A 21,003-nucleotide genomic window follows, 5' to 3' on the forward strand; every position below is an offset into this window, starting at 1 on the left:
TTGAGATTACAATCAGGAGAGATGTAATGCCTTTACTCGATAGTTTTACTGTGGATCACACTCGTATGAATGCACCAGCTGTGCGAGTTGCGAAAACCATGCAAACCCCAAAAGGGGACACCATTACTGTCTTCGATTTACGCTTTACTGCACCAAACAAAGATATCCTTTCTGAGAAAGGTATTCATACACTAGAACACCTTTACGCTGGCTTTATGCGTAGCCATCTAAACGGTGACAGTGTTGAGATTATTGATATTTCACCAATGGGGTGTCGCACTGGCTTCTACATGAGCCTGATCGGTACACCTTCAGAACAGCAAGTCGCAGACGCTTGGATTGCATCAATGGAAGATGTACTGAAAGTAGAAAGCCAGAACAAAATTCCTGAGCTGAATGAATACCAATGTGGCACTGCGGCAATGCACTCATTGGATGAAGCAAAACAAATTGCGAAAAACATTCTGGATGCGGGTGTGTCAGTGAATAAAAATGATGAGCTAGCTTTACCTGAGTCGATGTTAAAAGAACTGCGTATCGACTAAGACCCGAGTTGTCTTATCAAGTGTTTTAACCAAAAGAGCCTGACAACGTCAGGCTCTTTTTTCATCGTGAAGAAGCTAATGGCGAGTAAGTTAGTTACTGCCTTTCTTCCGTTTAGGGTAGACGCGCACTAACTTAATTCGATTCTCATCAATCTCGACAATTTCCATCGGATGACCGGACACTTGCACACTTAGGTGGCTTTCAGGAATATCTTCTAAGTGCTCTAGAATTAAGCCGTTTAACGTACGAGGGCCATCAGTCGGAAGGTGCCATTTGAGACCTTTATTGATGTCACGAATATTGGTGCTGCCTTCGATTAAGAAACTGCCATCACCTTGTGGGCTGATTTCATCAGATAAGCTTGGTGAGATCGAAGTGGTAAACTCACCGATGATCTCTTCCAGGATATCTTCAAGCGTAACCAAGCCAATAATGTCACCATACTCATCAACGATAAGACCAATGCGCTGTTTATTGCGCTGGAACTTCAGCATCTGCACGTTCAGAGGCGTACCTTCAGGAATGTAGTACACTTCATCAGCTGCACGCAGTAATGTCTCTTTGGTGAACTCGTTCTTTTCCAGCATTAGGCGGTAAGCCTCACGCAAACGCAGCATGCCGACCACTTCATCGATTTGATCGCGGTAAAAAACGATACGGCCATGTGGTGAGTGCGTTAACTGACGAACGATAGACTTCCAGTCGTCGTTGATGTCGATACCAGTAATTTCATTACGTGGCACCATAATATCGTTTACCGTGACGTGCTCAAGGTCCAGAATGGACACCAGCATATCTTGGTGGCGACGAGGGATAAGGCCGCCGGCTTCGTTTACTACTGTACGTAATTCTTCTGAACTGAGGTGATCTTCGACCGAGTGATCCGCTTTTACCCCGAGCAGGCGAATGAAGCCATTGGTAATGAAGTTAACTAACAGCACAAGTGGTGAAAGTAACTTCATCAGAATGGTTAACAGAATACTGCTGGTATAAGACACACGCTCTGGATACAGAGCGGCAATGGTTTTTGGCGTCACTTCGGCAAACACTAAAACCACCATGGTGAGCGCACCCGTCGCAATCGCCACACCCATATCACCGTACAGGCGCATGCCAATAATAGTCGCAATCGCCGAAGCGAGAATGTTGACAAGGTTATTGCCTATAAGGATTAGACCGATCAGACGATCAGGGCGGTCTAATAATTTTTCGACACGCCTTGCCCCCTTATGCCCATTTTTGGCTAAGTGTTTCAAGCGATAACGGTTCAGTGACATCATCCCTGTTTCTGAACCGGAAAAGTAACCTGATATGACGATAAGACACGCGAGTAGCGCAAATAAGATACCCGTAGATATGTCGTCCAAAACGTTGCAGTTCCTTGTAAGTATTGGGTTATTTTAAAAGCTATGTATGACGGTTAAGTCATAGAGTTACGGTACTGTATTTGATTTAACTTTGAATATAAAGGACATATCAGTGCCTTAATTCAAAATGATCTCTCTTACAAAGCGGCTACCGAAATAAGCTAGGGTGAGTAATGTTGCTCCCGCTACGGCAAACCAGGTTACTTTTCTTCCGCGCCAACCATTTTGATAGTGGCCCCACAATAAGATTGAATAGACCACCCAAGCGATGAAAGAAAGAATGGCTTTATGCGCTTTTCCTTCTGCGAACATATCTTGCACAAATACGTAGCCTGTAATAAGCGTAGCCGTCAGCAGTAAATTACCAATTAGAATAATTTTAAACAGCTGACGTTCAACCATGAGTAATGGCGGTAAATTAGGGTTGATTGCCAGAGATTTTTTGGTTTTCAGTTTGTGGTCAAGCCAAGCCAGTTGCAGCGCATACAACGCGCCAATACTTAGTGTGGCATAAGAAAACAGAGCAAAAGAAATGTGTATAAGTAACTTAGGGTCGTTTTCTAAATGTTTGATGAAGGTGCTCGGTAAAAAAGCCGCGGCAGATAGGTTGATAGCAGCAAAGCTATAAACGACGGGCAACAGAAACCAAAGCCGATTCTTTAGCATCGAAACGCTCATCACCAGAGAGATGATGAAACTGATAAGAGAGGCGACATTGAGAATACTAAAGTTCTGACCTGAACCATCGAGGATCAGATCACTCAATAACCACGCATGGAAAACAAGCGCACAGGCAGCGCTGGCAAATACGGTTTTTGCTTTGATGACTGACTGTTGTGAAAGTCCGGGTATGATCGTCGCAATCGCTAATACGTAAAGTATGGCGGCCGCGATGGCAATTACGCTATCCATGAATCCTAAATGTTGTTGTGCACAATAGAGAAATTATACCTTGCATTACTCTTTGCGGCTACGCTCTATGCGACAACAATCGCGATAGATGAGAGATTGAAATTAATAAGTTACCCCACCATATAGAAATAGAGATAATAATAGAGCAGCGGTACGGGTATGACTCAGACCTTGGCTAAGGTATACTCACCCTAATTAATCGCCATTTTAGCGAAGAGACAAAGATGTTTGAGAATTTAACGGATCGATTATCCAAAACGCTGAAAAATATCAGTGGCAAAGGTCGTCTGACAGAAGACAACATTAAAGAAACCCTACGTGAAGTACGAATGGCGCTCTTGGAAGCGGACGTTGCGCTTCCTGTTGTTCGTGAATTTGTAAACCGCGTTAAAGAAAAAGCGGTTGGTGTAGAAGTTTCTAAATCTCTGACTCCGGGTCAAGAGTTTATTAAGATCGTTCAAACCGAGCTTGAAGCAGTAATGGGTGAGTCTAACGAAGCTCTGAACCTAGCTGCTCAGCCGCCAGCAGTACTTTTGATGGCCGGTCTACAAGGTGCGGGTAAAACCACATCGGTAGGTAAGCTATCCAAGCTGTTAAAAGAGCGTGATAAGAAGAAAGTACTGGTTGTGTCTGCCGACGTTTACCGTCCTGCGGCGATCAAACAGCTAGAAACACTGGCATCAGACATCGGTGTCGATTTCTTCCCGTCGTCTCCAGACCAAAAGCCTATTGATATTGCGAACGCAGCCATCGACCACGCGAAGAAGAAATTCTACGACGTTCTGATTGTCGATACCGCAGGTCGCCTGGCGATTGATGAACAGATGATGGGTGAGATTAAAGATCTTCACTCTGCGATCAACCCGGTTGAGACACTGTTTGTTGTTGATGCAATGACAGGTCAGGATGCGGCGAATACCGCTAAGGCCTTTGGTGATGCACTGCCACTGACGGGTGTGATTCTAACCAAAGTTGATGGCGATGCACGTGGTGGTGCGGCGCTATCGGTTCGTCATATCACGGGTAAACCAATTAAATTCCTCGGTGTTGGTGAGAAAACTGACGCACTAGAACCCTTCCACCCAGATCGCGTGGCATCACGTATTCTTGGCATGGGTGACGTTCTGTCTTTGATTGAAGACCTGCAACGTAACGTTGACCAAGAAAAAGCAGAAAAACTAGCGAAAAAGTTCAAAGAGAAGAAAGGCTTCGACTTAGAAGACTTCCGTGAACAGCTAGACCAGATGCAAAACATGGGCGGTATGATGGGCATGATGGATAAACTGCCAGGCATGTCTCAGCTACCTGACAATGTCAAAGATAAAGTCGATGACAAGATGTTTAAGCAGATGGAAGCGATCATCAGCTCTATGACGATGAAAGAGCGTCAACGCCCAGAAATCATCAAGGGTTCGCGTAAGAAGCGTATTGCTGCAGGTTCAGGTGTGCAAGTTCAGGACGTAAACCGTCTGCTAAAACAGTTCACCCAGATGCAGAAGATGATGAAGAAAATGCAGAAAGGCGGCATGAAAGGCATGATGCGCAACATGCAAGGTATGATGGGTGGCATGGGCGGAGGCGGTGGCTTCAATCCATTTGGTCGATAATTGCCCACACACGCTATAGTTTCAGGGTGTTAGCTACATCACAAACTTTAATTTCCATTTATGTTGGTGAAAAAGTAACTAAACCCCTTGCATTGCTCCGGTAGAAGAGTAAAATTCCGGAGCTTTATTTTGGCACGAGCCCCAAATCGTTCAATTACTGAATGGTTCTTGGGGTTAATTTTATTTTTGAGAAAGCAAAGAGGACGACATGGTAACCATTCGTTTGGCACGTCACGGCGCTAAGAAGCGTCCATTTTATCAAATCGTAGTAGCGGACAGCCGCAACGCTGCAACTGGCCGTTTCATCGAGAAAGTTGGTTTCTTTAACCCAACTGCTAAAGGTCAAGAAGAAGGTCTACGTCTAGACCTAGACCGCGTTAACCACTGGGTTGGTCAAGGCGCGTCTGTATCTGACCGCGTTGCTAAGCTAGTTAAAGACGCTCAAAAAGCGGCTTAATTTTTTACTGTTAGAAGTAGAAACTAGTTTATGTCGATGAAAGGTAAAGAAACAATGAGCAACGAAAAGATTGTTGTAGGCAAGTTTGGTGCTACTTACGGCATTCGAGGTTGGCTTAAGGTTTTTTCCTACACAGACAATGCTGAAAGCATTTTCGATTACAGTCCTTGGTACATTAACCAAAAGGGCAAATGGGTTGAGTACAAAGTAGAAAGCTGGAAGCGCCATAATAAAGGTATGGTGGCTAAGCTGGAAGGCATGGATGTTCGTGAAGACGCGCATTTAATGACGAACTTTGAAATTGCTATTGACCCAGCGGTACTACCTGAATTGTCAGAAGATGAATTCTACTGGCGTGAATTGTTTGGGATGCAAGTAGTAACCACTAAAGGTTACGATCTGGGTGTCGTTACTGACATGCTAGAAACTGGCTCAAACGATGTTCTGGTGGTTAAAGCAAATCTTAAAGATGCTTTCGGGCAAAAGGAACGATTAATCCCGTTCCTTGAAGAGCAAGTGATCATTAATGTTGATCGCGAAGCTCAACGGATCGAAGTTGACTGGGATCCTGGATTCTAATCTCCAAAATTACAGAGCGAGATAAACATGTGGGTTGGCGTTATTAGCCTTTTTCCTGAAATGTTCCGTTCTGTTACTGATTATGGAGTAACAGGTCAAGCGGTTAAAAAAGGTCTTTTGTCGATTGAGACTTGGAATCCTCGAGATTTCACTCACGACAAGCATCGAACAGTCGATGACCGACCTTACGGTGGTGGCCCAGGTATGTTAATGATGGTTCAGCCTTTGCGCGATGCCATTCATACCGCTAAGCAAGCCTCACCGGGTAAGACGAAAGTCATTTACCTCTCTCCTCAAGGTCGTAAGCTCGACCAGCAAGGGGTTGAAGAGCTGGCAACAAATGAGAATTTACTTCTTATCTGTGGCCGTTATGAAGGGGTAGATGAGCGCATCATACAATCCGAAGTTGACGAAGAATGGTCGATCGGGGATTTTGTGATGACGGGTGGTGAGATACCAGCCATGACGTTAATTGATTCGGTTTCTCGGTTTATACCGGGAGTTCTAGGAGATTTTTCGTCAGCAGAAGAAGACTCTTTTGCTAATGGTTTGCTAGATTGCCCTCACTATACGCGTCCTGAAGTATTGGATGGCAAAGAAGTACCAGCGGTACTGTTGTCAGGTAATCACAAGGACATTCGTCAATGGCGACTCAAGCAGTCGCTGGGCCGAACTTGGCTAAGAAGACCAGAGCTCCTGGAAAACCTAGCTCTGACTGACGAACAGGAACAATTACTTGCCGAGTTTATTAGTGAGCATAAAGCCGTTAACGAACAGAATGCAAAGTAACCTAATTTATTTAGTATCAGTTTATTCTAGGAATTTTAAAAATGAGTAACATCATCAAAGCTCTTGAAGAAGAGCAAATGAAATCAGACCTACCTAAATTTGCACCAGGTGACACTGTTGTTGTTCAAGTTAAGGTAAAAGAAGGTGACCGTGAGCGTCTACAGGCTTTCGAAGGCGTTGTAATCGCAATCCGTAACCGTGGTCTACACTCTGCTTTCACTGTACGTAAGATCTCTAACGGTGAAGGTGTTGAGCGTACGTTCCAAACACACTCTCCAATCGTTGATAGCATCGAAGTTAAACGCCGTGGTGCAGTACGTCGTGCCAAGTTGTACTACCTACGTGAGCGTTCTGGTAAGTCTGCTCGTATCAAAGAGAAACTTGCTAAGAAGTAATGCTATAACTAGCGTTCTCATTAAACGGAGTCCATTGGGCTCCGTTTTTTTATTTTGTGTATTTAGCTTGCTCTTTTTCACCCGAGCTGTGTTGTCGGTGCTCATGTACTGGCGTACACTCCGCGCCTCCGCCTTGCTCGAATAAAAAATAGCTTCGCTAAATCATCAAAATAATCAGGGTAGAAAAAGGGGACTAATGAATACCGATTGCAGAACGTAACGGTTAAAATTCGTTATTCTGGACAGCGACGAAGAAGCGTGATTCAGGATCTACTCCTCACGTGCTGAATTCGAAGGTGCCTGTTTCAGCTGGATCATTGTTTTGAACAGATTCCTGATGTCGCTAAGGCTCCTCGGAATGACGGGGAAGCGAGACGGAATACAGAAATTATCTCTGGCAGAATACAGTAAGGTTCTAGGGATTAGGAAACTAAATCCTAGGTATGGTTGTTTTGAAATATGGACGGCTAAATGCTACAGGTTAACATAGTCATCCTGAACAGCGACGAAGAAGCGTGATTCAGGATCTACTCCTCACGTGCTGAATTCGAAGGTGCCTGTTTCAGCTGGATCATTGTTTTGAACAGATTCCTGATGTCGCTAAGGCTCCTCGGAATGACGGGGAAACGATTCAGGATCTAGAACCTAGTATTGATCTTCTGACCAGCCGTCACTGTCTGACATGTCTGGTGCGCCTGGAATAGTGTTCTCTTCGTCTGCCCATTCACCAAAATCAATCATCTGGCATTTTTTGCTACAAAATGGTCGGTGAGGGCTTTGCTCTCCCCATTCTACGTCGGCTCCACATTGAGGGCATTGAACGATAGTAATTTTAGACATGGATTGTTCGTCCCTTTGTGCTCTGTTTACTAATAAATATATAGATAATAAGAAGGGTATGGAAATTGTAGTTGAGTGAATTTAGGCTAGCTACATACCGCTAATTCAAACTCGACATCTTGAGTGCAAGCTTGACCACTTTCAAACGACATAAACTTAATCGCAAAGCGGTTTTTATGCCCTGAAATCATTGGGTAAACGCCATGCTCCATAGGGATATGGAGTCTCAGAATATTCGCTTCATCAGCATCGCTCTGGAAGAAGCCCGCACGGCCGATTTGGGCTTTAAATTGCCCGGTTTCTCGGGTTAACTTTAGCCATAAGTTCAACGCATCCGAAAGCGGCTTCAAGCTATCCAGCCATTTTTGTGCATCCTGCTTTTTACGATCAAGTGGTAAATGCAGCCAGTAGTGCAAAGCGGGTAAATCAAAACAACAAGAACCACCAGGCAGATTAAACCTTTGTCTGATCGAACTTAAAAAACGATCATCTTTAAGTGCCTGACCAAACCTTTCTGCGCGCATTAATTGTTTGTGCACCACGTCGATATCATTGAGTAAGGATGTCAGTGCCTCTTGATCGACACCTTCCACATGGAGCCAGTGTCGATAACTCAAACGCTGTTTTTCAAGATCTTTGGCCAGTTCACTTTTCAGTTGTAGCTGCTCGAAGATCTCGACCATATCAAACAACGCACGGAAAAATAACTGGTACTGGTGATTTTCAACAAAACCAGAGGCCAAGTGAGCCTGACGCAGCAGAGACTCTACTCTTAGATAAATACGAGTTTTCTCATTTAACGGATGTTCAAATTTGTGCGTGGTCATCGACATAAGCCTTGGTGAATTTCATTCTAATTTTGCAGATTTTTCTTACACATGGCTAGGTACTTTTCATGCAAATCTGTGATTTGAAGCAAAAGATCTTGGTCATCTGGGTTATTTTTAACCACATCGTCTGCCATATCGAGCCTTTGTTGCCTTGATGCCTGGGATACAAGTATCGCACGGGCTTGTTCTTCGCTGACATTATCACGTTTCATCGTACGAGATATTTGCGTTTCAGGATCGACATCCACTACCAGAACACGGTCACACAGGCTTTCTAACTGGTTTTCTACCAGTAGCGGCACTACCAGAAGCGCATAATCAGAGGTGACTTGCTGTAAGTCCTCTACCATTTTTTCGCGAATGATCGGGTGCAATAGTTTATTAAGCCAGTCTTTTTCATCTGGATTTGAAAAGATCTTCTCTCTTAACTTCGCCCGATCGAGCATTTGATCGTCACGAACAATATCGCTACCAAAGTGCTCCATAATTGCTGTCAGTCCCGGTGTTCCGGGTTCGACGACTTCTCTTGCAACAATATCTGCATCAACGATGTCGATTTTAAATTGCTGCTTGAACAGATTCGCCACGGTGGTTTTACCGCTGGCGATACCGCCTGTTAAGCCAATAACCAAAGCCATTTACGCTCCTAGAATTGATGTGAAATACCAATTTAGAATTTGATCACCCCAGAGTAAGCTAACCCATCCGGCAATCGCTAAGTAAGGACCGAAAGGGAAGGCCTTTTCGATCCCTTTCTTCTGCAATCGTAGCTGAATTATTCCAAATATGACGCCTACGATAGAAGAAAGCAAAATGATCATTGGTAAAGCTTGCCAACCCAGCCATGCGCCAAGCGCTGCGAGTAGCTTAAAGTCGCCATAGCCCATGCCTTCCTTGCCAGTGAGCAACTTAAAGCCCCAATAAACAGACCAGAGACATAAATAGCCAGCGATTGCACCGATCACGGCATCTTGCAGACTAACAGGACTGACTTCGAACAATGCTAGAGCAATGCCAGCCCAAGTTAATGGCAATGTTAATTGATCGGGGAGCAGCATGGTATCGAGATCGATAAATGTCGCTGTGATCAGAATGAAAGTAAAGAATATTAGCGCAATAGTGAAATAGCTGAAGCCAAAATGAAATGCAACGTAGCCGGAGCAGGCTGCAGTCAGTATTTCTACAAGTGGGTATCTGGCGCTGATCGGTGCGCTACAGTTGTGGCATTTACCTTTTAGAAGTAGCCAACTGATCACTGGGATGTTATCGCGAATACGAATCGGAGTACCGCACTGTTGGCAAGAGGAGCGGGGTACGCTTAATGTGAGTGCTTCTTTGGGTGATTCAATATTATATTCAGGAAAAGACTCAGCACATTCACGGCGCCATTCCAGCTCCATGATTTTTGGCAGGCGATAGATAACGACATTAAGAAAACTTCCCACGATCAAACCAAAAACCACGGCGAATATCACGAATAACCATGGGTAGTACTGAAATACTTCCATATTTGTCTCTTGAGTGGTGCATCAAACGGCAAGGTGCTGTTTTGAGGATTAATTTACAGCCCCCATTTTAGCCCAATACGCTCATTAAGTTAAAGATTGGCAGGTACATTGCTGTCACTAATCCGCCAACGACCACACCAAGAAAAACGATAATCAGCGGCTCGAGAATCTTACTCAGGTTATCGACGGTATTGTCTACTTCGAATTCATAGATGGTCGCCACTTTATTGAGCATCTCATCGAGCCTACCTGATTCTTCTCCAATCATTACCATTTGTAGTACGAGTTCCGGGAAAACATCACAGTTACGCATCGCGACATACATTGGCATACCAGCTGCTGTATCACGATAGACCTCTTCTACTGCTAGCTGATAGTGCAGGTTTCCTGATGTTTTTGAGGTGGTTTTTAAGCTGGTCAGGATTGGGATACCAGCACTAAAGCTGGTGGCCAGGGTTCGGCTAAATTTAGCAATCGCAGCCTTGGACAACATTGCGCCAAGAACGGGAACTTTCAATATGGCTCGATCCATCATCAAGCGAAAGGAATCAGAACGTTTTACCAGTATTCTTGCTGATATAACTAGGCTAAGTGTCCCAAGAGCGATGAATGAACCCCAATTTTGCATCCACGCAGACAAGTCTAGTACTTGTCTGGTAAACCAAGGTAATTCAGCACCAAAGCCGACGAACATTTTTTCAAACTCGGGAATAACTTGCGTGAGCATGAGATAGGAAACGCCCAACGCAACCAAAATGACCATCATTGGGTAGATTAGGGCTTTTATGACTTTGGCTCTGAGTTCCTCGCTTTTCTCACGATAAGTGGCCAGTCGTTCAAATACTTCCGCCAAGTTACCTGACAGTTCTCCGGTCGAGATTAGATCAGTATATAGCGAGTCAAAGTGTGAGCTGGCGGTGCGCATCGCTTTAGACATAGGCGTGCCCGCTTCAACCGCCCTAGTTATGCTCATTAAAATAGACTTCATCTCGGCTTTTTTATGGTTATTGGAGACCAGTTTCAAAGCCTGAACGAGTGGGACGCCTGTAATCAGCATGGTAGAGATTTGTCGAGTGAAAACGGTGATGTCTTTGCCTTTTATGCGATGGCTGAGTTTGGTTAAAAAGGAAATACTGCTTTTTTTCAGTTTTTTTATTTTTATATGCTGGGCGTTGAGGCGTTCGCGCACTTCCACTTCGCTCATGGCCAGCGTTTTCCCTGAGGTCTTTTTTCCTGCGCTATTAATGCCTTTCCAGCGGAAGTTCTTGAGTTGTGGGGTCGTCGTTTTCATAGGCTAAATGGCTGCTAGTTCAAAGTGAAATTAAAAGTAGAGCACGCGCTGCAGTTCGCTAAAGCTTGTGACGCCTTGCTTAAGCTTTTCTATACCTGACATTTGTAGTGTGCTCATCCCGTTATGGATGGCGAGTTTTTCGAGTTGATGTACAGAGGCACCTTTAATCAGTGCTTCGGATAGGGTTTCATCGAAACGCATCACCTCATAGATGCCAGTTCGTCCCGAATAGCCGTGTGTACAGTGGTTGCAGCCATTGGGGTTAGCTTGATAAATCTGGTCAGTTGCTTGAATGCCAATATGTTGTAATGCGGTGGTAACCTCTTGAGGCTTTTTACAGTGCGGGCAAAGCTTACGGGCTAAGCGCTGGGCAATAATAAGGCTGAGCGAAGAGGCGAGGTTAAAGCTTTCAACGCCCATATTCGTTAGGCGGATAACGGTTTCCGCGGCTGAATTGGTGTGGAGCGTCGACAAGACTAGGTGTCCGGTTTGTGATGCCTTAATCGCAATTTCTGCCGTGTCCAGATCGCGGATTTCTCCCACCATGACCACATCAGGGTCTTGACGCAGGAAAGAGCGCAGTGCCTCAGCGAAACCAAAGCCTATCTTAGGCTGAACCTGAACCTGATTAATTCCGGAGAGGTTGATTTCGACCGGGTCTTCAGCCGTAGATATATTTATCTCTGGTTTATTGAGTATGCTCAGCCCTGTGTACAACGAGACGGTTTTGCCGCTCCCAGTTGGGCCAGTCATTAAAATCATGCCTTGTGGGCGACGAAGAGCATCTAAATACAGCTGCTTTTGCTGGTCACTGTAGCCTAGTTTGTCGATATCCAGTGATGCGGAGCTGCTGTCGAGCAGTCGTAATACGATCTTTTCTCCGAACAGGGTGGGTAAGGTGGACACTCGCATATCAATGGCAGTGTCTTGATTGAGTTTCAGCTTGATACGTCCGTCTTGTGGCAAACGCCTTTCGGCAATATCTAGTTTGGACAGAATTTTGATCCGTGCTGATAAGCGCCGACTTAAATGGCTTGGCGGCTGCTGAGTCTCAATTAGAATACCGTCGCAGCGTAGGCGAACCCGATACATTTTTTCGTAAGGCTCAAAGTGGATATCGGATGCGCCTTTACGCACCGCGTCGAGCAAAATCTGGTTGATATAGCGACTAACCGGTGAGTCGTCCAGGCTTAAGTCTTCGATGTTGTCGATTTCATCTGCGCCCACGTCAACCAGATTGGCTAACTCTTCTTGGTTGATCTCTTTTAAGCCTACTTTTTCCTGGCCAAGAGAGCGACCGTATAAACGGCGAATCGCGGCATCAAGTTCAGCAAAATCTGCGATGACAAGGTCGACTTGTAATCCGGTAGCAAAGCGAAAATCATCTTCAGCTTGTTGATTCGTGGGGTCTGCAACCGCTAATAATAACGTTGAAGGCGTGCGGTGGAGTGGGAGCGCGTAATGACGTGTGATTAACTCCCTAAGACCAAGTTGTTGACAAAGAGAAGCGTACTCATATTGAGATAACTCAGGCCGATTTAAACCAAAGAGAGAACTTAAGTGCTCAGCGAACTCGCTTGATGTAAATAATCCAGAACTCACTAACGCTTCCGGCATCGAAGTACCAGAAGCGTTGACTTGCTCTATTAACGACTCTTCTTGGGCTGCATTGAGTAAGCCCGCTTGGCGAAGAATTGTTGAGAGGTTGCGCTCCATAGCTTACAAGTTAGCATCTTGTTCACATGACTTTGGAAGGAGTTTTTTTGCAGGGGTTGCCTGGCACTTCCATTTACCCCCAGTTTCTCTCTTAAGCGCTATTTTCGCATTATTAACGTCTGGACTATTTCCTGTAGCAGCGAAAGTAAGAAGTATATTACCTTTTTCTTTGTCAAATGAGATAGTTCCATTTTGGGGTTGAATTACCCCAAGGTCCTCAGTTTTTTGACCTGCCGCAGAGTTGTCCGGGAAAGACCCATTTGTTACCATATAATCTTCTACATTTGTTCGTATAGAGGTAATTGTGGCTAAACCAGCTCCCAGCTCAGACTTAGCTACATAGTTTTGATATTGAGGAATGGCGATAGCAGCTAAAACACCAATCACCGCCACCACAATCATCAATTCAATCAGCGTAAAACCTTGCTGTTTTTTGTGTTTATTTGACTTCATTTTCTCTTCCTTCTCATGAGATAGATAATGCTGTTGCATTGGCACAAGATTATGGAGAGTAAGAAGTGGTGAAAACTGGTAGGCTGCGGGTGATCGAGTCAGATAGATATCTTTAATGCTCAATTACATTCGATATGCAATGAATTGCGATTGGTTTGGCTTTTTACGGATAAAAATAAAGGGCCAAAGAGCCCCTTATTTAATGTTTGTTTTGTAACTTGTTGAATTTACTGGTTTAATATGGTTTTTGTCAATTGGTTATTTGAAGCGCATCGAAAGGTCCATCGCTTTTAGGTGCTTGGTTAGCGCGCCGACAGAGATGTAATCTACGCCAGTTTCTGCGTATTCTGCGATGGTGTCTAAGGTGATGTTGCCAGAGTTTTCTAATGCTGCGCGACCTGCGTTGATTGCTACTGCTTCACGCATCATCTCTTTGGTAAAGTTATCCAGCATGATGATATCTGCACCCGCTTCAATCGCTTCTTTTAGCTCGTCTAAGCTCTCTGTTTCTACTTCGACTGGTTTGCCAGGGTTCAATTCTTTTGCTGTTGTGATCGCTTGAGTGATGCCGCCACAGGCAATGATGTGGTTTTCTTTAATTAGGTAGGCATCGAATACGCCGATACGATGGTTGAAGCCACCGCCACAAGCGACGGCGTATTTTAGAGCGCTGCGCAGACCCGGGATAGTCTTGCGCGTATCTAACAGACGGCACTCCGTGTGCGCGATCTTTTCTGCGTACACGGACGTTGTGGTCGCACAACCAGAAAGCGTCTGAATAAAGTTCATCGCGTTACGCTCGCCAGTAAGCAAGTCACGAGCAGGGCCGGATAAGGTACAAAGTGTCTGGTTTGGTTCAACCTTGTCACCGTCTTGTACATGCCACTCGATAGTCACTTTACCGCCCAGCTGTTTAAATACTTCATCTGCCCAAGCCTGACCGCAGAACACACCGTGCTCACGAGTGATGATCGTCGCCGTATTGACGGCATCTGCGGGGATTAGAGATGCGGTGATATCGTTATTGATATCCACTGTGCCGCCGAGGTCTTCTTTTAAGGTATCGGCGACCGAGCGAGCGATCTCCAAAGGAAGTTGTTGTTTCAGGTATTCCAGGCGTTCTTGGCTGTTGTGTGTGTTCTTCATCGCAAATCTAGTCTTGAAAGGGAGATGGCAACGAATGATACTCTCCGGTGTCAATAATTTCAGCAGTTAATTTGCAAAGTATAGAGGTTGATATGCCCCCAATAATCGAGAATGGCTGGTTGACGCAAGCAAAGCATGTCCCGTCGCCTTTTTTTGATGCTCGTTCAGACACAAATGATATCTCTCTGCTTGTTGTGCATAACATCAGTTTACCGCCCGGCCAGTTTGGCGGCCCCTATATAGAGGACTTTTTCTGCGGCAAATTGGACCCGAAAGTGCATCCATTTTTTGAAGTAATTCACAAAATGGGGGTTTCGGCTCACTGCCTTATTAAGAGAAATGGCGAGATTGTACAGTTTGTGTCCTTTCTTGATAGAGCATGGCATGCAGGGCACTCAAGTTTTGCCGGACGAGCTGGATGCAATGACTATTCGATAGGTGTTGAACTGGAAGGGACTGAGTTTATCGCTTACACAGACGAGCAATATCAGTCACTTGCGGGTTTATCTCAAGCGATCATGTTGCAATACCCTGACGTTACCCCCCAACGAATTACTGGCCACCAATACATCGCGCCGCTGCGAAAAAGTGATCCTGGCTTAAGCTTTGACTGGGTGAAGTATCGACGACTGATTTGAAATGAACTTGTGATAAATATGTAAATTAAAAAGGCTAGAATCAATAAGGTATGGGCTTATCCATGCCTTTTTTTATACAAAAAATAATATCTTTTGTTGAAAATTAACTACATTTTCGCGTGTTTATATACAGCGGAGGTCGATATTTGTGCTGATCATTATGTCATTTTATGTTTTTACTTTTCATATCTGCTAGCACGTCAATCACCCGCTTGTTTTATTATTGTAATTGGTAAGACCAATTTTATTGCTGTTTTAACCGCCAATTGTTATCAGAGTGTTTTGGCTAGGCTTGTTCTATGATTTAGGTCAATTTTTGGCTGGACAGTGACGTTTTAATTATGTTAATTTCTGCACCAACTTAAAATTGGTATTACCAATTACCTGCAAGAGTAGAAGAATAATAAATTATGGCTTATCAAAGGATTCGTCAGCCAAAGCTCTCTGATGTTATTGAACAAGAGTTAGAAAGGTTGATTGTGGAAGGAACATTGTCTCCGGGGCAGCAGTTGCCACCAGAGCGCGAACTGGCAAAACAGTTTGATGTTTCTCGTCCGTCGATCCGTGAGGCAATTCAACGCCTTGAAGCTAAGCGTCTTCTTACTCGCCGTCAGGGTGGTGGCACTTTTGTTAGCGACAACATCTGGAAAAGTTTTTCCGATCCTCTGCTAAATTTATTGTCTAGTCACTCTGAAACTCAGCTGGATTTACTGGAAACGCGTCACGCGATGGAAGGTATTGCCGCTTACTTTGCAGCTGTTCGTGGTACCGAAGAAGATTTTGCTCGAATTCAAGCCTGTCTTGAACGAATCAGCCAAGCGCAGTCCAATGATGATGTCGCAGCTGAATCGGCGGAAGTAATGCAGTTCTTAATTGCTTTAACGGAAGCGGCTCACAACGTAGTACTCCTACATATTGTGCGCAGTCTGGCACCTTTGCTTGAGCAAAATATTCTACAGAATTTTAAATTATTGCATCGCCGCCCTGAGGCGGTCGAGAAAGTAAGTAAACACCGAGCTAACATCGTGGATGCGATCGTATCTGGTCAGCCAGAAAAGGCGCGTGAGATGTCACATTCACACTTAGCTTATATTGAAGAAACATTGTTGGATTTGACCAGAGAAGAGTCTCGTCGTGAACGCTCTTTACGTCGAATGCAACAGGGCAATGACTCATAACGACGATTTGCTTGTTTTATAGATCCAACCAACAGAAGGATAGATCGCCATGTCTGATATGAAGCATGACGTAGATGCACTGGAAACTCAAGAATGGCTACAAGCACTTGAGTCAGTTGTACGTGAAGAAGGCGTAGAGCGTGCTCAGTTCCTACTTGAGCAAGTTCTAGATAAAGCACGTCTAGACGGTGTTGACATGCCAACTGGAATCACCACGAACTACATCAACACGATTCCAGCAGATCAAGAACCAGCTTACCCAGGTGACACAACACTTGAGCGTCGTATTCGTTCCATCATTCGCTGGAACGCAATCATGATCGTTCTACGTGCATCGAAGAAAGACCTAGAACTAGGCGGCCACATGGCGTCTTTCCAGTCTTCTGCTGCATTCTACGAAACATGTTTCAACCATTTCTTCCGTGCTCCAAATGAGAAGGATGGTGGCGACCTAGTTTACTACCAAGGTCACATCTCACCAGGTGTCTACTCTCGCGCATTCGTTGAAGGCCGTCTAACTGAAGAGCAGCTAGACAACTTCCGTCAAGAAGTCGATGGTAAAGGTATCCCGTCATACCCGCACCCTAAACTAATGCCTGAATTCTGGCAGTTCCCGACTGTATCTATGGGTCTGGGTCCAATCGCTTCTATCTACCAGGCTCGTTTCCTTAAGTACCTTGAAGGCCGCGGCATGAAAGATACTTCAGAGCAGCGCGTATATGCGTTCCTGGGTGACGGTGAGATGGATGAGCCAGAATCACGTGGTGCGATCTCTTTCGCTGCGCGTGAGAAGTTAGACAACCTATGTTTCCTGATCAACTGTAACCTTCAGCGTCTAGATGGCCCTGTAATGGGTAACGGTAAGATCATTCAAGAACTTGAAGGTCTGTTCAAAGGTGCTGGCTGGAACGTAGTGAAAGTAATCTGGGGTAACAACTGGGATTCACTACTTGCGAAAGACACCACTGGTAAGCTGCTACAGCTTATGAACGAAACGATCGACGGCGACTACCAAACATTTAAATCGAAAGATGGCGCGTACGTACGTGAGCACTTCTTTGGTAAATACCCAGAGACTGCTGCACTAGTAGCAGACATGACTGATGACGAAATCTTCGCACTTAAGCGTGGTGGTCACGACTCTTCTAAGCTATACGCGGCATTCAATAATGCGCAAGAAACTAAAGGCCGTCCAACGGTTATCCTAGCTAAGACTGTTAAAGGTTACGGCATGGGTGAAGCGGCTGAAGGTAAGAACATCGCGCACCAAGTTAAGAAGATGGACATGACTCACGTTCTACACCTACGTGATCGTCTGGGTCTTCAAGACATCCTAACGGATGAAGCGGTTAAAGAGCTTCCGTACCTGAAACTTGAAGAAGGTTCAAAAGAGTACGAATACCTACACGCTCGTCGTAAAGCGCTACACGGTTACACGCCTCAGCGTCTACCAAACTTCACAGAGGAACTGATCGTTCCTGAACTAGAAGAATTCAAGCCTCTACTAGAAGAGCAGAAGCGTGACATTTCTTCTACTATGGCATTCGTACGTTCACTGAACGTTCTGCTTAAGAACAAGAACATTGGTAAGAACATCGTTCCTATCATTGCTGACGAAGCACGTACATTCGGTATGGAAGGTCTATTCCGTCAAATCGGTATTTACAACCCGCACGGCCAGACTTACACACCAGAAGACCGTGGCGTTGTTTCTTACTACAAAGAAGCGACTTCAGGTCAGGTTCTACAAGAAGGTATCAACGAGCTAGGTGCTATGTCTTCATGGGTTGCAGCAGCAACTTCATACTCGACAAACGACCTACCAATGATTCCGTTCTACATCTACTACTCTATGTTCGGTTTCCAACGTGTTGGCGACATGGCGTGGATGGCTGGTGACCAACAAGCACGTGGTTTCCTACTAGGTGCAACTGCTGGTCGTACTACACTGAACGGTGAAGGTCTGCAGCACGAAGATGGTCACTCGCACATCATGGCGGGTACCGTTCCTAACTGTATCTCTTACGATCCGACATTCGCTTACGAAGTAGCGGTAATCATGCAAGACGGTATCCGTCGCATGTACGGTGAGCAAGAGAACGTGTTCTACTACCTAACGCTAATGAACGAGAACTACGCAATGCCAGCAATGCCAGAAGGCGCTGAAGAAGGCATTCGTAAGGGTATCTACAAGCTAGAAACTTACACTGGTTCTAAAGGTAAAGTTCAGCTAATGAGCTCTGGTACTATCATGAACGAAGTACGTAAAGCAGCTCAAATCCTTAGCGATGACTACGGTGTTGCTTCTGACGTTTACTCTGTAACGTCATTCAACGAAGTGACTCGCGACGGTCAAGCGGCTGAGCGTTACAACATGCTACACCCAGAAGCAGAAGCACAAGTACCATACATCCAAACAGTAATGGGTACTGAGCCAGCTATCGCAGCAACTGACTACATGAAGAACTACGCAGAGCAGGTTCGTGCATTCATCCCTGCTGAATCTTTCAAAGTTCTTGGTACTGACGGCTTTGGTCGCTCAGATAGCCGCGAAAACCTACGTCGTCACTTCGAAGTGAACGCAGGTTACGTAGTCGTAGCAGCGCTAACTGAACTAGCGAAACGTGGCGAAGTTGAAAAATCTGTAGTTGTAGAAGCAATTAAGAAATTCGACATCGACACTGAGAAAACAAACCCGCTATACGCTTAATTAAGAAGGTAGATAAGAAATGGCAATCGAAATTAATGTACCAGACATCGGTGCGGATGAGGTTGAAGTTACTGAGATTCTTGTGAGCGTTGGCGACAAGGTTGAAGAAGAGCAGTCTCTGATCACTGTTGAAGGCGATAAAGCTTCTATGGAAGTTCCTGCTTCTCAAGCGGGTATCGTTAAAGAAATCAAAGTTGCAGAAGGCGACAAGGTTTCTACTGGTTCTCTAATCATGATTTTCGAAGCTGAAGGTGCCGCTGCAGAAGCGGCTCCTGCGGCGGCCCCAGCAGTTGAAGCGGCACCTGTAGCAGCTCCTGCAGCGGCAGAACTGAAAGAAGTTCACGTACCAGATATCGGTGGTGACGAAGTTGAAGTTACTGAAATCATGGTAGCAATCGGCGACAGCATCGAAGAAGAGCAATCTCTGATCACTGTAGAAGGCGACAAAGCTTCTATGGAAGTTCCTGCACCATTTGCGGGTACACTGAAAGAGATCAAAGTAGCAGCAGGCGATAAAGTATCGACTGGCTCTCTAATCATGGTATTCGAAACTGCAGGTTCAGGTGCTCCAGCAGCACCAGCAGCAGTTGAAGCTCCTGCGGCAGCAGCTCCAGCAGCGTCTGCGGCAAAAGAAGTTAACGTTCCAGATATCGGTGGCGACGAAGTAGAAGTGACTGAAATCATGGTAGCAGTTGGCGACACAGTGGAAGAAGAGCAATCTCTAATCACTGTAGAAGGCGACAAAGCTTCTATGGAAGTTCCTGCACCATTCGCTGGTACGGTTAAAGAAATCAAGATTGCAGCTGGCGATAAAGTGTCTACTGGCTCTCTAATTATGGTATTCGAAGTGGCTGGCGCAGCGCCTGCTCCAGCGCAAGCAGCAGCACCTGCAGCAGCAGCGGCGGCTCCTAAAGCAGAAGCTCCAGCGGCAGCAGCTCCAGCTCCAGCAGCAACAGGCGATTTCAAAGAGAACGACGAGTACGCTCACGCGTCTCCAGTTGTTCGTCGTCTAGCTCGTGAGTTCGGCGTAAACCTTTCTAAGGTTAAAGGTTCTGGTCGTAAGAGCCGTATCCTGAAAGAAGACGTTCAGAACTACGTGAAAGAAGCGCTTAAGCGTCTAGAGTCTGGTGCAGCAGCATCTGGCAAAGGCGACGGTGCAGCTCTTGGTCTACTACCATGGCCAAAAGTGGACTTCAGCAAGTTCGGTGAGACAGAAGTTCAACCGCTATCTCGCATTAAGAAGATCTCTGGTGCTAACCTACACCGTAACTGGGTAATGATCCCGCACGTTACACAGTGGGATAACGCAGACATCACGGCTCTTGAAGCATTCCGTAAAGAGCAAAATGCGATTGAAGCGAAGAAAGACACCGGCATGAAGATCACGCCACTTGTGTTCATCATGAAAGCGGTCGCTAAAGCACTTGAAGCGTTCCCTGCGTTCAACTCTTCTCTATCAGAAGACGGTGAGAGCCTAATTCTGAAGAAATACGTGAACGTTGGTATCGCGGTAGATACGCCAAACGGTCTGGTTGTTCCTGTATTTAAAGATGTGAACAAGAAAGGCATCTACGAGCTATCTGAAGAGCTAATGGCTGTTTCTAAGAAAGCTCGTGCTGGTAAGCTGACTGCGGCTGACATGCAAGGTGGCTGTTTCACTATCTCTAGCCTTGGCGGCATCGGCGGTACTGCGTTTACTCCAATCGTGAACGCGCCAGAAGTGGGTATCCTGGGTGTATCTAAGTCAGAGATGAAACCGGTATGGAACGGTAAAGAGTTCGAACCGCGTCTACAACTTCCACTGTCTCTATCATACGACCACCGTGTGATCGATGGTGCGGAAGGTGCGCGTTTCATCACTTACCTAAACTCATGTCTATCTGACATTCGTCGTCTGGTTCTTTAATAGAAGTAGATGAATGAGAGGCGGCAATTTAGCCGCCTCTGTTTATAGCGAATAACGAATAAAAATTATCGGCAATTTGGTTGCCTTCCCTATTTAGTTCAGGGTTTTCACAATCGAATTGTTGTCTAGCTCACA

General features: G+C 45.4%; 20 protein-coding genes. 10 read left to right on the plus strand and 10 right to left on the minus strand.

All coding sequences use genetic code 11. The features are described from left to right. Positions 1 to 26: 26 nt before the first annotated feature. On the plus strand, positions 27 to 545 hold the full coding sequence (gene luxS / locus OO774_RS02725) for an S-ribosylhomocysteine lyase (RefSeq protein ID WP_014232962.1): 519 nt from the start codon (positions 27 to 29) through the stop codon (positions 543 to 545). Between the two features lie 90 nt (positions 546 to 635). Here luxS and OO774_RS02730 read toward each other — a convergent pair whose 3' ends face one another. Together OO774_RS02730 and OO774_RS02735 are read right to left on the minus strand one after the other, a co-directional pair. Beyond that, on the minus strand, positions 636 to 1,913 hold the full coding sequence (locus OO774_RS02730; protein WP_264904393.1) for a CNNM domain-containing protein: 1,278 nt from the start codon (positions 1,911 to 1,913) through the stop codon (positions 636 to 638). Positions 1,914 to 2,030: 117 nt separating this feature from the next. Further along, positions 2,031 to 2,825 (minus strand): inner membrane protein YpjD, encoded by a 795-nt coding sequence (locus OO774_RS02735; protein ID WP_264904394.1) that lies wholly within the window; start codon positions 2,823 to 2,825, stop codon positions 2,031 to 2,033. Between the two features lie 224 nt (positions 2,826 to 3,049). Between OO774_RS02735 and ffh the strand changes: the two genes are divergently transcribed. The 5 genes from ffh (at position 3,050) to rplS (ending at position 6,652) form a co-directional block, all read left to right on the plus strand. After that, on the plus strand, positions 3,050 to 4,432 hold the full coding sequence (ffh, locus tag OO774_RS02740; protein ID WP_264904395.1) for a signal recognition particle protein: 1,383 nt from the start codon (positions 3,050 to 3,052) through the stop codon (positions 4,430 to 4,432). Between the two features lie 208 nt (positions 4,433 to 4,640). Continuing rightward, a complete protein-coding gene (gene rpsP / locus OO774_RS02745; protein ID WP_005379962.1) occupies positions 4,641 to 4,889 on the plus strand; it encodes a 30S ribosomal protein S16 in 249 nt (82 codons plus the stop codon). 30 nt (positions 4,890 to 4,919) lie between these two features. Next, positions 4,920 to 5,468 (plus strand): ribosome maturation factor RimM, encoded by a 549-nt coding sequence (gene rimM, locus OO774_RS02750; protein ID WP_005379964.1) that lies wholly within the window; start codon positions 4,920 to 4,922, stop codon positions 5,466 to 5,468. A 27-nt stretch (positions 5,469 to 5,495) separates the two neighbouring features. Next, positions 5,496 to 6,257 (plus strand): tRNA (guanosine(37)-N1)-methyltransferase TrmD, encoded by a 762-nt coding sequence (trmD, locus tag OO774_RS02755; protein WP_264904452.1) that lies wholly within the window; start codon positions 5,496 to 5,498, stop codon positions 6,255 to 6,257. 41 nt (positions 6,258 to 6,298) lie between these two features. Further along, the gene (gene rplS, locus OO774_RS02760) at positions 6,299 to 6,652 is read left to right on the plus strand and encodes a 50S ribosomal protein L19 (protein ID WP_005379971.1); all 354 of its coding nucleotides are present in this window, start codon (positions 6,299 to 6,301) and stop codon (positions 6,650 to 6,652) included. Positions 6,653 to 7,297: 645 nt separating this feature from the next. On the opposite strand, the gene yacG is transcribed toward rplS, so the two are convergent. The 8 genes from yacG to nadC form a co-directional block, all read right to left on the minus strand. After that, entirely contained in the window at positions 7,298 to 7,492 is a 195-nt protein-coding gene (gene yacG / locus OO774_RS02765) for a DNA gyrase inhibitor YacG (protein WP_264904458.1), read from the minus strand. A gap of 86 nt (positions 7,493 to 7,578) precedes the next feature. Continuing rightward, positions 7,579 to 8,319 carry a cell division protein ZapD gene (gene zapD / locus OO774_RS02770; protein WP_264904461.1) on the minus strand — a complete coding sequence of 247 codons (741 nt, stop codon included), beginning with the start codon at positions 8,317 to 8,319 and terminating at the stop codon, positions 7,579 to 7,581. A 26-nt stretch (positions 8,320 to 8,345) separates the two neighbouring features. Continuing rightward, positions 8,346 to 8,960, minus strand: a complete 615-nt coding sequence (gene coaE, locus OO774_RS02775; RefSeq protein WP_264904463.1) for a dephospho-CoA kinase — start codon at positions 8,958 to 8,960, stop codon at positions 8,346 to 8,348. Then, positions 8,961 to 9,830 carry an A24 family peptidase gene (locus OO774_RS02780; protein WP_264904464.1) on the minus strand — a complete coding sequence of 290 codons (870 nt, stop codon included), beginning with the start codon at positions 9,828 to 9,830 and terminating at the stop codon, positions 8,961 to 8,963. It lies immediately after the preceding gene. A 67-nt stretch (positions 9,831 to 9,897) separates the two neighbouring features. Further along, a complete protein-coding gene (locus OO774_RS02785) occupies positions 9,898 to 11,121 on the minus strand; it encodes a type II secretion system F family protein (protein ID WP_264904466.1) in 1,224 nt (407 codons plus the stop codon). A gap of 30 nt (positions 11,122 to 11,151) precedes the next feature. Continuing rightward, positions 11,152 to 12,837, minus strand: a complete 1,686-nt coding sequence (gene pilB / locus OO774_RS02790) for a type IV-A pilus assembly ATPase PilB (protein WP_264904468.1) — start codon at positions 12,835 to 12,837, stop codon at positions 11,152 to 11,154. 3 nt (positions 12,838 to 12,840) lie between these two features. After that, on the minus strand, positions 12,841 to 13,290 hold the full coding sequence (locus OO774_RS02795) for a pilin (protein ID WP_264904470.1): 450 nt from the start codon (positions 13,288 to 13,290) through the stop codon (positions 12,841 to 12,843). A 258-nt stretch (positions 13,291 to 13,548) separates the two neighbouring features. Next, on the minus strand, positions 13,549 to 14,436 hold the full coding sequence (gene nadC / locus OO774_RS02800; protein ID WP_264904472.1) for a carboxylating nicotinate-nucleotide diphosphorylase: 888 nt from the start codon (positions 14,434 to 14,436) through the stop codon (positions 13,549 to 13,551). A gap of 92 nt (positions 14,437 to 14,528) precedes the next feature. On the opposite strand from nadC, the gene ampD reads away from it, so the two are divergent. The 4 genes from ampD (at position 14,529) to aceF (ending at position 20,868) form a co-directional block, all read left to right on the plus strand. Then, positions 14,529 to 15,074: a 1,6-anhydro-N-acetylmuramyl-L-alanine amidase AmpD gene (gene ampD / locus OO774_RS02805; protein WP_264904474.1), complete on the plus strand. Its 546-nt coding sequence runs from the start codon at positions 14,529 to 14,531 to the stop codon at positions 15,072 to 15,074. 410 nt (positions 15,075 to 15,484) lie between these two features. After that, entirely contained in the window at positions 15,485 to 16,252 is a 768-nt protein-coding gene (gene pdhR, locus OO774_RS02810; RefSeq protein WP_264904476.1) for a pyruvate dehydrogenase complex transcriptional repressor PdhR, read from the plus strand. A gap of 49 nt (positions 16,253 to 16,301) precedes the next feature. Beyond that, complete coding sequence (gene aceE, locus OO774_RS02815) at positions 16,302 to 18,962, plus strand: pyruvate dehydrogenase (acetyl-transferring), homodimeric type (RefSeq protein ID WP_264904478.1); 2,661 nt, start codon at positions 16,302 to 16,304, stop codon at positions 18,960 to 18,962. A 19-nt stretch (positions 18,963 to 18,981) separates the two neighbouring features. After that, a complete protein-coding gene (gene aceF, locus OO774_RS02820; RefSeq protein ID WP_264904480.1) occupies positions 18,982 to 20,868 on the plus strand; it encodes a pyruvate dehydrogenase complex dihydrolipoyllysine-residue acetyltransferase in 1,887 nt (628 codons plus the stop codon). Positions 20,869 to 21,003 lie beyond the last annotated feature (135 nt).

Source organism: Vibrio sp. STUT-A11, from assembly GCF_026000435.1.
Classification (GTDB): domain Bacteria; phylum Pseudomonadota; class Gammaproteobacteria; order Enterobacterales; family Vibrionaceae; genus Vibrio.

What these genes read in the sequence shown, in the direction of transcription:
- luxS (WP_014232962.1), top strand. Translation starts at nt 27, where the DNA reads ATGCCTTTACTCGATAGTTTTACTGTGGATCACACTCGTATGAATGCA.
- OO774_RS02735 (WP_264904394.1), bottom strand. Translation starts at nt 2,825, where the DNA reads ATGGATAGCGTAATTGCCATCGCGGCCGCCATACTTTACGTATTAGCG.
- ffh (WP_264904395.1), top strand. Translation starts at nt 3,050, where the DNA reads ATGTTTGAGAATTTAACGGATCGATTATCCAAAACGCTGAAAAATATC.
- rpsP (WP_005379962.1), top strand. Translation starts at nt 4,641, where the DNA reads ATGGTAACCATTCGTTTGGCACGTCACGGCGCTAAGAAGCGTCCATTT.
- rimM (WP_005379964.1), top strand. Translation starts at nt 4,920, where the DNA reads ATGTCGATGAAAGGTAAAGAAACAATGAGCAACGAAAAGATTGTTGTA.
- trmD (WP_264904452.1), top strand. Translation starts at nt 5,496, where the DNA reads ATGTGGGTTGGCGTTATTAGCCTTTTTCCTGAAATGTTCCGTTCTGTT.
- rplS (WP_005379971.1), top strand. Translation starts at nt 6,299, where the DNA reads ATGAGTAACATCATCAAAGCTCTTGAAGAAGAGCAAATGAAATCAGAC.
- yacG (WP_264904458.1), bottom strand. Translation starts at nt 7,492, where the DNA reads ATGTCTAAAATTACTATCGTTCAATGCCCTCAATGTGGAGCCGACGTA.
- zapD (WP_264904461.1), bottom strand. Translation starts at nt 8,319, where the DNA reads ATGACCACGCACAAATTTGAACATCCGTTAAATGAGAAAACTCGTATT.
- coaE (WP_264904463.1), bottom strand. Translation starts at nt 8,960, where the DNA reads ATGGCTTTGGTTATTGGCTTAACAGGCGGTATCGCCAGCGGTAAAACC.
- OO774_RS02780 (WP_264904464.1), bottom strand. Translation starts at nt 9,830, where the DNA reads ATGGAAGTATTTCAGTACTACCCATGGTTATTCGTGATATTCGCCGTG.
- OO774_RS02785 (WP_264904466.1), bottom strand. Translation starts at nt 11,121, where the DNA reads ATGAAAACGACGACCCCACAACTCAAGAACTTCCGCTGGAAAGGCATT.
- pilB (WP_264904468.1), bottom strand. Translation starts at nt 12,837, where the DNA reads ATGGAGCGCAACCTCTCAACAATTCTTCGCCAAGCGGGCTTACTCAAT.
- OO774_RS02795 (WP_264904470.1), bottom strand. Translation starts at nt 13,290, where the DNA reads ATGAAGTCAAATAAACACAAAAAACAGCAAGGTTTTACGCTGATTGAA.
- nadC (WP_264904472.1), bottom strand. Translation starts at nt 14,436, where the DNA reads ATGAAGAACACACACAACAGCCAAGAACGCCTGGAATACCTGAAACAA.
- ampD (WP_264904474.1), top strand. Translation starts at nt 14,529, where the DNA reads ATGCCCCCAATAATCGAGAATGGCTGGTTGACGCAAGCAAAGCATGTC.
- pdhR (WP_264904476.1), top strand. Translation starts at nt 15,485, where the DNA reads ATGGCTTATCAAAGGATTCGTCAGCCAAAGCTCTCTGATGTTATTGAA.
- aceE (WP_264904478.1), top strand. Translation starts at nt 16,302, where the DNA reads ATGTCTGATATGAAGCATGACGTAGATGCACTGGAAACTCAAGAATGG.
- aceF (WP_264904480.1), top strand. Translation starts at nt 18,982, where the DNA reads ATGGCAATCGAAATTAATGTACCAGACATCGGTGCGGATGAGGTTGAA.